Below are 10,047 nucleotides of genomic sequence, written 5' to 3'. Positions count from 1 at the left end.
CGGCGGTGCGCCAGTGCTCGACCGCGCGCACGGCCGCCGACGCCGACCTGCGCACGGTCGTCCCGCTCGTGCTGCTCGTCAGCCTCGTCGTGCTCGTCGTCCTGCTCCGAGCCCTCGTCGGTCCGCTCGTCCTGCTGGCGCTCAACGCGCTGAGCGCGCTCGCCGCCCTCGGCCTGGGCGCGTGGCTCGACGAGCACCTGCTCGGCCACCCGGCGCTCGACGTGCAGGTCCCGCTCGTCGCCTTCCTCTTCCTCGTGGCGCTGGGCATCGACTACACGATCTTCCTCATGCACCGGGCGCGTGCCGAGGCCGCCGACCACGGCACCCGCGAGGGCGGCGCCCGGGCGGTCGCCCATACCGGCGCGGTCATCACGAGCGCGGGTGTCGTCCTCGCCGCCGTCTTCGCGGCGCTGGGCGTGCTGCCGCTCGTCGTCCTCGGCCAGCTCGGCCTCGTCGTCGGCCTCGGGGTCCTGCTCGACACGCTCGTCGTGCGCACCCTCGTCGTGCCCGCCGCCACCGCCCTGCTCGGCGAGCGCTTCTGGTGGCCCGGGCGGGTAGCGTCGCGCCCGTGACGAGCAGCACGAGCGACCCCACGGGCACGAGCCGGTGGCTGCGGCTGGGCCAGCACGCCCTGCTCGCAGTGCTCGCCGTCGTCTGCGCGGTGCGTGCCGTCGCGGACGGCACGCACCCGCTCGCCGAGATCGGGGCCCTGGCGCTCTTCGCCGGCTGGTACGCCGTCGGTCCCCGCCTGGCCCGGCTCGGCCGTGACGGCACCGGCTGGTTCGTCGGACTCGTCCTCCTCTGGGGCCTGCTCGTGCTCGTCTCCCCCGAGAACGTCTGGCTCGCCTTCCCCCTCTGGCTCCTCGCCGGTCACGTGCTGCCGCTGCTGCCGGCCGTGGTCACCTCGCTGCTCGTCTTCGTCGTCGTCGCGCTCGAGCCGGTGCGGCAGAGCGGGCAGGCCTCCTTCGCGGCGATCATCGGGCCCTTCATCGGCATGGTCGTCGCCCTCGGCGTGGCCAAGGCGCAGCAGGCGCTCGTCCGCGACGGCATCGAGCGACAGCGGCTCATCGCCTCGCTCTACGCCGCGCAGGAGGAGAGCGCCGCCCTCACCGACGAGCTGGCCCGCGTGCAGCGCGCGCAGGGCGTGACGAGCGAGCGCACCCGGCTCTCCCGCGACATCCACGACGGCATCGCCCAGGGCTTCAGCTCGCTGCTCCTGCTCGCCCGCGCCGCCCGGGCCGAGAGCGACACCGACCGGCGGTCGCAGCTGCTCGAGCACATCGAGTCGGGCGCGGCCCAGGGCCTCGAGGAGTCGCGCCGCATCGTCGGGGCGCTCGCCCCGGCGACCTCGACGAGGGCAGCCTGCCGGCGGCCGTGCGGCGGGTCGCCGAGCGCTTCGCCGACGAGACCGGCGTGGCCGCGACCGTCACCGCGTCGCCGACGCTGCCGGCGGTCCCGACGACCGTCGAGGTCGCCCTGCTGCGGCTGGTCCAGGGGGCCCTGGCCAATGTCCGGACCCACGCGCCGCGCACACGGTCACCGTCAGCCTCGAGGAGGCCGGCACGACCGTGCGGGTCGACGTCGTCGACGACGGGGTCGGCTTCGACCCGCAGGGCTGGTGGGACCAGCCCTCCCCCACGAGCGGCGAAGGGGGATACGGCCTGCGCGCGACCCGCGCCCGGCTGCGTGAGCTCGGCGGCGGCCTGTCCGTCGAGTCGGCGCCCGGCGAGGGCACCGCCGTGTCGGGCTGGGTGGAGATCGGACGACCGGTGGAGGAGCGATGAGCGAGGCGATCGTCGGGGCGACGGGCACGACCGGCGGAGATGGCCACCCGGTGCGGGTGGTCGTCGTCGAGGACCACCCGGTGACCCGCATGGGCGTCGTCGCCCTGCTCGGGCAGGACCCCCGGATCACGGTCGTCGCCGACGTCGGCACCGGCGAGGAGGGCGTGGTCGCCGCTTCCCGCGAGCTGCCCGACGTCGTCGTCACCGACCTGCGCCTGGGCGCCGGTCTCGACGGCGTCGGGGTCACCGAGGCGGTGCGCGCCCGGCGACCCGCGCCGGCGGTGCTCGTGCTGACGACCTATGACACCGACCGTGACATCGTGCGGGCGGTCGAGGCGGGTGCTGCGGGCTACCTGCTCAAGGACGCCGACCCAGCCGTCATCACCGACGCCGTGGCCCGTGCCGCGAGCGGCCAGACGGTCCTGTCCCCCGACCTCGCCCAGCGGGTCGTCGCGCGCATCTCCCGCCCGCAGGCAGACCTGTCCGCCCGCGAGGTCGAGATCCTCGGCGCCGTCGCGCAGGGCATGTCCAACCGCGAGATCGCCCGTGCCCTCGTCATCTCGGAGGCGACGGTCAAGACGCACCTCGTGCACGTCTACACCAAGCTCGACGTCGACTCGCGCACCGCCGCCGTGGCGCGGGCGCGTGAGGACGGGCTGCTGAGCTAGTCGCGTGCCGCTGGGTCGCCGGCGCCGCCCCCGGGCCTCGGCCCGCAGTCGGTAGCCGACCCCGCGGACCGTGGTGATCCGCTCGGCCCCGATCTTCGCCCGCAGCGAGCGGACGAAGACGTCGACGACATTGGACCCCGGGTCGAAGTCCATGTCCCACACCATGCCGAGCAGCTGCTCTCGGGAGAGCACCTGCTCGACGTGCTCGACGAAGGCCTCGAGCAGGGAGAACTCGCGGGCCGTCAGCTCCACCTCACGGCCGGCGACGCGCGCGGTGCGTCGGCGGACGTCGAGGCTCAGGTCGCCCGCGACGAGCGCCCCGTCGTCGGCCGGAGCCGCCCCGCCCTCGCGCAGCCGCAGCCGGACGCGGGCGAGCAGCTCGGCGAACTGGAAGGGCTTGGTCATGTAGTCGTTGGCCCCGCCCTCGAGACCGGCGACGGTGTCGTCGACCCCGTCGCGTGCCGTGAGGATGATGACGGGCAGGTCGACGTCGTCGCCGCGCAGCCGGCGCAGCACCTCGAAGCCGTCGAGCCCGGGCAGGCCGACGTCGAGCACGAGCAGGTCGAAGGCCCCGGTCGAGGCGAGCGCCCAGGCCTGCCGACCGTCGCCGACGATCGTCGTGCGGTAGCCGCTCGCGCGCAGCCCCTTGTCGATGAAGCTGGCGATCTCGTCGTGGTCCTCGGCGATGAGGATGGCGCTCATGTCTCCTCCGGGTGGTCGTGGGTGACGTGGGTGTGGGTGGGGAGCACGAGGGTGAAGACCGCACCCTCGCCGGGCGTGCCGCCGACGTCGACCCGCCCGCCGTGGCCCTCGGCGATGGCTCGGACGATCGACAGCCCGAGGCCGGCGCCGCTGTGCCGCCGACCGTCCGGGGGCTCGCCGTGGGCGAAGCGCTCGAAGATGTGCTCCCGCTCGGCGACCGGCACGCCGGGCCCGGTGTCGGCCACGCTGATCGTCAGCGCCGGACCGAGCTCGGGGTCGACGACGACGTCCGAGGAGAGGGTGATCGCATCGCCGTCGCCGGTGTGCTGCACCGCGTTGTACGCCAGCTGGAGCACGGCCTGGGTGACGCGCTGGGTGTCGAGCCGCGCCGTACCCTCGGCGACGTGGGCGAGCCGCCAGCTGCGGTCGGCGAGGGCCGAGACCTTGGCCTCGAGCGAGATGGTCAGCGTCGGCAGGTCGACCTCCTCGCCGAGCCGCACGAAGTCCGGTCGGTCGGCCTTGGCCAGGGCGAGCAGGTCGGTGACGATCCGACTCATCCGGTCCAGCTCCTGGGTGACGATGCGCATCGTCACCTCCCGCGACGCCGGGTCGTCGTCCATGAGCTCGAGGTGACCGCGGATCACGGTGATCGGCGTGCGCAGCTCGTGGCCGGCGTCGTCGACGAAGCGCTGCTCCGCGCGGAAGGCCTCCTCGAGCCGGTCGAGCATGCGGTTGAAGGTCGCCGCCAGACCCGACACGTCGTCATCGCCCACGGTGATCCGTCGGGTGCGGTCGTGCTCGGTGATCTCGGCGGCCGCCTCCTGCACCTGCCGCACCGGCCGCAGGATCCGCCCGGCGACGAGCCACGAGATGACGCCCGCGAGGAGCAGGGTCCCGAGCGAGACGAGGGTGAGCATGCGCACCGTGCGGTCGGCCTCGGCCGCGCCCTCCCCGGTGAAGACCGCGACGAGCAGCATCGCGTCGTCGCCGCCCCGCACGTCGACGACGGTGCGGGCCCAGCGCATCTCGCCGGCGGGGGTGTCGAGGGTGCCCGAGGTCCCCTGCTCGGCCGCGCGCAGCACGGCCGGGTCCCGGGTGAGGTCGTACTCGTCGACGTCCGGCGCCCCGGCGCCGTAGGAGGTCGTCACGACGCCCGACTCCCCGACGTAGCCGACGATGACCTCGCCGCTGCCCGGCCGCTGCCGGGAGAGGTAGACGGTGAGCAGCCGTTCCGCCGTCGTGAAGGGACGAGAGGTCTCGGGGTCGACGCCGGTGCGGGTGAAGGTGCGGAACTCCTCGATCTCCTGGGTCACGTCGGCGTTGGCCCGCTCCGTGACCGACACGTGCAGGCTTTCGCGCACGACGACGACGACGGACAGCAGGCTGACGAAGAGCACGAGCACCATCCAGCCGACGATGGTGTCGCGGGCCAGCCGTGGACGGCCGCGCTCAGCCGCCATCAGTCATCGTCGTACTCGTCGTCGTCCGCGCCGTCGTCGTCACCGTCGTCATCATCGTCGTAGGTGGGCGCCGGCGCATCGGTGCGCGAGGTCCACGACGGCGTGGGGGTCCACGTGGGGCGCGTGCTCGCGCTGGTCGACGGCCGGGTGGTCGTGGTGGACGTGGGGTCGGAGGTCGAGCTGCTCGTCGGCGTGCTGGTCGAGGACGTGCTGGTCGGCCCCGTGCTGGTCGACGACGGGGTGGGCGTCGACGAGGTGCCGTCGGTCGTCAGCTGCAGCGGACGTTCCTCGACCGGCGGGGGGTCCGCCGGCGCCGCGGCCACGCGGAATCCGATCAGGACGAGCACCGGCACGGACAGCATGACCGCGAGGAGCATGCCGTCCCGGCCGAGCCTGCGGCGGGGTGCGGGAGTCATGCCTCGAGGTTACGAAGGGGGTGTGAGTCCCGGATGAGCGTCGGATGAAGAAGCCTTCATCAAGGGGTCGGGCACGGCGCGGGTCACGAGGTTGACCCCACGCATGACGTGGAAGCCGAGCAGCGCCGCGACGGTGCCCAGGGCGATGCCCGCGAACTGCAGGTCCCCGACCTTCCACGTGAAGTCGGCGATGCCGATGATCAGCGCCACGGCAGCGGTCATGAGGTTGATCGGGTTGCCGAAGTCGACCTTGGCCTCGACCCAGATCTTCGCCCCGAGCAGGCCGATCATGCCGTAGAGGACGACGCCCGCCCCGCCGAGGACCCCGGGGCACGGTGGCGATGGCCTCGCCGAACTTCGGCGAGAAGGACAGCAGCAGCGCGACGAGCGCGGCGACCCAGTAGGCGGCGGTCGAGTAGACGCGGGTGGCGGCCATGACGCCGATGTTCTCGGCGTAGGTCGTCGTGCCCGATCCACCGCCGGCTCCGGCCAGGGTCGTGGCGAGGCCGTCAGCGATGAGCGCCCTGCCCGTCAGCGGGTCGAGGTCCTCCCCCGTCATCGAGGCGACCGAGCGGATGTGCCCGACGTTCTCCGCCACGAGGACGAGGACGACCGGGATGAAGAGACCGGCGACCGCGAGCTCGAAGTGGGGCGCGTGGAAGTCCGGTGCCCCGAGCCAGTCGGCCTCGTGCATCCGGGCGAAGCTGACCTCGTCACGCAGCAGCGCGGTGGCGTAGCCGGCGGCGACACCGACGAGGATCGCGATGCGGGAGAAGAGCGTCCGCGTCGCGACGGTGACGAGCAGGATGACGACGACCGTCACGAGGGCGGTCACCGGGGACTTCATGAAGTTGACCTTGGCGCTCGGCGCGAGGTTGAGCCCGATGAGCGCGACGATCGCGCCGGTGACGACCGGCGGCATGAGCGCCCGCAGCCACCGGTCGCCGGCCATCTGGACGACGACTCCGATGAGCGCGAGCGCGAGGCCGGCCATGACGACGCCGCCGAGAGCGGTGGGCATGTCGTGGCTCTTCGACGCCGCGGCCAGCGGTGCGATGAAGGCGAAGGAGCTGCCGAGGTAGCTCGGCACCCGCCCCGCGGTGATGAGCAGGAAGAGCATCGTGCCGATGCCGCTGAAGAAGAGGGTCGTCGCCGGCGGCAGCCCGGTGATGAGGGGCACGAGGAAGGTCGCGCCGAACATCGCGACGACGTGCTGCGCGCCGAGACCGATCGTGCGGGGCCAGGACAGGCGCTCGCCGGGCCGCACGACCTCACCGGGCCGCACCTCGCGACCGTCACCGTGGACGGTCCAGCCGAGGCCGAAGGGGGCGGGGGGCCGGGTCGGGTCAGATGTCGTCACGAGGGGCGATCGTAGCCCTGCGCCGGGTCAGCCTGGTCCACAGCCACGGGGTGCGCGAGGGCGTCTTGACCTGCTCCCGCGGCGGCGGCCCCTCGTCGACGTCGTCGAAGAGCAGGACGTTGCCCCGGTAGGGCCCCGCGAGGGTCGACGGGTCGATGCTGCCCGCGGCCGCGCGGCGCAGGACCTCGGGTGCGTCGTCGGCGGCCAGGGGCGTCGTGGAGCTGCACCTCGGTGCCGAGCATCGCCGCGAGCGTCTCGAGGCGGCGCGGCGAGGTCCGCGCGAGCCGGTCGCCCACGGCGAGGGTCCAGCTCCCGCCGACGCCGGGCAGGGGCGGGAGGATGACGGTGCGGGTCCCGGCCGCGGCGGCATCACCCGGGTCGGCAGCTCGTCCGTCGGTCAGCCCGAGGGCCTCGGCGACATCGGCCTGCGTCCGGTCGCGGACGGCCAGCCAGGCGCTGCCCGGGCCGAAGGGCTCGAGCCCGCTCACAGCGAGCGGGCCATGATGACGCCGTCACGGTCGTCGTCGGGGCCGACCCGCACGGCGCCGGGCACGCGCCCGACCTCGGTGTAGCCGTAGCGGGTGTAGAACTCGCCCAGCCCGGTCCCACCCCGGTAGTCGAGGGTGGCCACCTCGACGCCCGCGTCACGGGCCGCCCGGTGCAGGCCGGCCATGAGCAGGGCGCCGTGGTTGGTCCCCCGGCGGTCGGGGTCGGTCATGATCCGCTCGAGGTTGGCGGTGTGGGCGACGGTCGCCCCCGACGGGCGGGCGACGAAGCCGAAGCCGAGCAGGTCGCCGCCCGGGGAGTTGAGCGCCACGAGGGTGGCGGAGCCGCGCTCGAGACGCTCGGCGTAGCCGTCGAGGACGGCCGCGACCTCGTCCTCGCTCGCCCCGGGCAGGAAGCCGACCGCTCCCCCGGCGTCGTTGACCCGCACCCACATGCGCAGCATCGCCTCGCGCGCCCGCGCGGGGATGCGATCGGTGACGCGCACCCAGGGCAGCTCGAGGACGAGCCACTCGTCCTCCCCGGTGACGTGGTCGAGGTCGGGCGCGTGCTCCATGCCCGCGGACTCGGCGACGAAGCGGGTGCCGACGTCCTCCGGCGCGACCCGCAGCCGCAGCGGCAGCTCCGGCAGCCACTCGAGGGCGTACGCGACGACGAGCCGCAGCGCCCGGGAGGCCAGCTCGTCACCCCCTTCGCCGTCGACGACGCGGATCGTCACGCGGATGAAGTCGGTGTGCGCCCGCAGCCCGACGAAGCCGACGGCGCGGCCGGCGGGACCGCTGATGATCCACGTGCCGTAGCCGTGCTCCTCCCAGTGCTCGCGCCAGGCCCGCACGATCTCGGCGGGCCGGCCGGCGTCGGCCGGGAGCCCCATGAGCTCGGCGACGAGAGCGGCGTCGTCCTCGACGGGCGGGAGCAGGCTGAGGTCGTCTGAGGTGATGGTGCGAGGGGCGGTCACGGACCCCATGGTGACACCCCGTTCACCGCGCTGGGACGATGGGCAGATGACTGATCCGCTCTCCGTGCCCGTCGGCACCGACCCCGACGAGCTCTTCGAGCGCTTCCAGGCATGGACGGCCGATCGCGGCCTGACGCTCTACCCGCATCAGGAGGAGGCGCTGCTCGCGCTCCTCGGCGACGACCACGTCGTCCTCGCCACGCCCACCGGCTCCGGCAAGTCCCTCGTCGCGACCGGGGCCATCGCCCACGCGATGGCCAAGGACGAGGTCGCCTTCTACACCGCGCCGATCAAGGCCCTCGTCTCGGAGAAGTTCTTCGACCTCTGCGCGACCTTCGGCGCCGACAACGTCGGCATGCTCACCGGCGACGCGTCGGTCAACGCCGACGCCCCGGTCATCGTCTGCACCGCCGAGGTGCTCGCCAACCTCGCGCTGCGCGAGGGCCGCGAGGCCGACGTCGCCTTCGTCGTCATGGACGAGTTCCACTACTACGCCGAGCCGGAGCGCGGCTGGGCCTGGCAGGTCCCGCTGCTCGAGCTGCCGCAGGCGCAGATGCTGCTCATGTCGGCGACCCTCGGCGACACCAAGGCCATCGAGGAGGACCTCGCCGAGCGCACCGGGCGCGACGTCGTCGTCGTCAAGGACGCCGAGCGGCCCGTGCCGCTGACCTTCCGCTGGGCCCTCACCCCGCTGCAGGAGACGATCGAGGAGATCCTCGAGTGGCGCCGCGCGCCGGTCTACGTCGTGCACCAGACCCAGGCCAATGCCGCCGAGCACGCCCGGCTCGTGCAGACCCTCAAGCTGCTCGACAAGGACGAGAAGGCGGCGATCGCCGACCGGCTCGCCGGCTTCCGCTTCTCCGCCGGATTCGGCCGCACCCTCGGCGGGATGCTGCGTCGTGGCGTCGGCGTGCACCACGCCGGCATGCTGCCGCGCTACCGCCGGCTCGTCGAGCAGCTCGCGCAGGAGGGCCTGCTCAAGGTCATCTGCGGCACCGACACCCTCGGTGTGGGCATCAACGTCCCGATCCGCACCGTCCTCTTCACCTCGCTGACGAAGTTCGACGGCTCGCGCCACCGCGTGCTGCGGGTGCGCGAGTTCCTCCAGATCGCCGGGCGGGCCGGCCGCGCCGGCTACGACACCGAGGGCTACGTCGTCGTCCAGGCCCCCGAGCACGTCATCGACAACCACCGGGCGCTGCTCAAGGCGGGCGACGACGAGAAGAAGCGCAAGAAGGTCCAGCGCAAGAAGCCCCCGGAGGGCTTCGTCGTGTGGACCGAGGACACCTTCACCAAGCTGACGACCAATGCCCCCGAGACCCTCCGGTCCCGGATGAAGGTCGACAACTCGACGATCCTCAACGTCGTCGCCCGCCCCGGCGACCCGGTCACCGCGCTCTCCCGGCTCACGAGGGACAACCACGAGGACGCGAAGGGGAGGGCTCGCCTCGCCCGACGAGCGATCCGTCTGGGGCGCAGCCTGCTCGACTCCGGTGTGCTGGAGCGTCTCCCGGAGCCGGACGCGACCGGGCGGACCGTCGCGCTGACGCTCGACCTGCCCCCGGACTTCGCGCTCAACCAGCCGCTCGCCCCCTTCGCGCTGGCGGCGCTCGACCTGCTCGACCCCGACTCCCCCACCCACGCCCTCGACGTCGTCTCGACGATCGAGGCCGTGCTCGAGGCACCGATGGCCGTCCTCGTCGCCCAGCAGCACGCAGCCCGCGGCGAGGCGATCGCGGAGATGAAGGCGGACGGCATCGAGTACGAGGAGCGGATGCGGCTGCTCGAGGAGATCACCTGGCCGCGCCCACTCGCCGAGGAGCTGGCCGCGGCCTTCGAGACCTATCGGCAGAGCCACCCGTGGCTGCCTGAGGAGGCGCTCGTGCCGAAGTCGGTCGTGCGCCTCATGTGGGAGGAGGGGATGTCCTTCGCCGACTTCGTGCGCCGATTCACCCTCGCCCCGCGCGAGGGGCTCGTGCTGCGCTATCTCACCGATGCCTACCGCACGCTCACCCGCACCGTGCCGGAGGCGCACTCCTCCCCCGAGCTGCGCGAGATCGTCGAGTGGCTCGGCGAGACGGTGCGCCAGACCGACTCCTCGCTGCTCGACGAGTGGGAGGCCCTGGCCGACCCGGACGCCGCCGCGCGACTCGCCGAGGACCGCGAGGCGGCCCCGCCGCCGCGACCGCTGTCGG

At 73.4% G+C, this 10,047-nt stretch carries 8 protein-coding genes and 3 pseudogenes; 5 read left to right on the top strand and 6 right to left on the bottom strand.

All coding sequences use genetic code 11. The annotated features are described in order from the left end of the window. The 4 genes and pseudogenes from AC2W7J_RS11300 to AC2W7J_RS11285 form a co-directional block, all read left to right on the top strand. On the top strand, positions 1-572 hold a 572-nt coding region (locus tag AC2W7J_RS11300), incomplete at its 5' end, for an MMPL family transporter (protein WP_485982473.1). Positions 573-994: 422 nt separating this feature from the next. After that, positions 995-1,288 (top strand): annotated as a pseudogene (locus tag AC2W7J_RS11295) (histidine kinase); the annotation flags it as partial. A gap of 280 nt (positions 1,289-1,568) precedes the next feature. Further along, entirely contained in the window at positions 1,569-1,784 is a 216-nt protein-coding gene (locus AC2W7J_RS11290) for an ATP-binding protein (protein ID WP_485982471.1), read from the top strand. Beyond that, entirely contained in the window at positions 1,781-2,452 is a 672-nt protein-coding gene (locus AC2W7J_RS11285) for a response regulator (protein WP_485982469.1), read from the top strand. The genes AC2W7J_RS11290 and AC2W7J_RS11285 overlap by 4 nt, the downstream gene beginning before the upstream one ends. Before the next feature lie 57 nt (positions 2,453-2,509). On the opposite strand, the pseudogene AC2W7J_RS11280 reads toward AC2W7J_RS11285, so the two are convergent. From AC2W7J_RS11280 to AC2W7J_RS11255, 6 genes and pseudogenes are all read right to left on the bottom strand, one after another. Beyond that, positions 2,510-3,154, bottom strand: a pseudogene (locus AC2W7J_RS11280) (response regulator transcription factor); the annotation flags it as partial. Continuing rightward, on the bottom strand, positions 3,151-4,614 hold the full coding sequence (locus AC2W7J_RS11275) for a sensor histidine kinase (protein WP_485982467.1): 1,464 nt from the start codon (positions 4,612-4,614) through the stop codon (positions 3,151-3,153). The gene AC2W7J_RS11275 and the pseudogene AC2W7J_RS11280, both read right to left, overlap by 4 nt. Further along, positions 4,614-5,030 carry a hypothetical protein gene (locus AC2W7J_RS11270; RefSeq protein ID WP_485982465.1) on the bottom strand — a complete coding sequence of 139 codons (417 nt, stop codon included), beginning with the start codon at positions 5,028-5,030 and terminating at the stop codon, positions 4,614-4,616. Before AC2W7J_RS11270 ends, AC2W7J_RS11275 begins: the two co-directional genes overlap by 1 nt. Before the next feature lie 9 nt (positions 5,031-5,039). Continuing rightward, positions 5,040-6,261, bottom strand: a pseudogene (locus AC2W7J_RS11265) (uracil-xanthine permease family protein). 125 nt (positions 6,262-6,386) lie between these two features. Next, positions 6,387-6,878, bottom strand: coding sequence for a hypothetical protein (locus tag AC2W7J_RS11260; protein WP_485982463.1), 492 nt, complete (start codon positions 6,876-6,878; stop codon positions 6,387-6,389). Then, complete coding sequence (locus AC2W7J_RS11255) at positions 6,875-7,852, bottom strand: GNAT family N-acetyltransferase (RefSeq protein ID WP_485982461.1); 978 nt, start codon at positions 7,850-7,852, stop codon at positions 6,875-6,877. Before AC2W7J_RS11255 ends, AC2W7J_RS11260 begins: the two co-directional genes overlap by 4 nt. Positions 7,853-7,898: 46 nt before the next feature. On the opposite strand from AC2W7J_RS11255, the gene AC2W7J_RS11250 reads away from it, so the two are divergent. Beyond that, on the top strand, positions 7,899-10,047 hold a 2,149-nt coding region (locus AC2W7J_RS11250), incomplete at its 3' end, for a DEAD/DEAH box helicase (protein WP_485982459.1).

It is taken from the genome of Janibacter sp. CFPM2_SD2 (assembly GCF_057364645.1).
Note: the sequence above shows the minus strand (reverse complement) of the source record. Positions and strands in the feature narration are given on the sequence as shown.

Bases quoted from the DNA above. Each gene is read 5' to 3' on its own strand.
- AC2W7J_RS11285 (WP_485982469.1), top strand. From the start codon at position 1,781: ATGAGCGAGGCGATCGTCGGGGCGACGGGCACGACCGGCGGAGATGGC.
- AC2W7J_RS11275 (WP_485982467.1), bottom strand. From the start codon at position 4,614: ATGGCGGCTGAGCGCGGCCGTCCACGGCTGGCCCGCGACACCATCGTC.
- AC2W7J_RS11270 (WP_485982465.1), bottom strand. From the start codon at position 5,030: ATGACTCCCGCACCCCGCCGCAGGCTCGGCCGGGACGGCATGCTCCTC.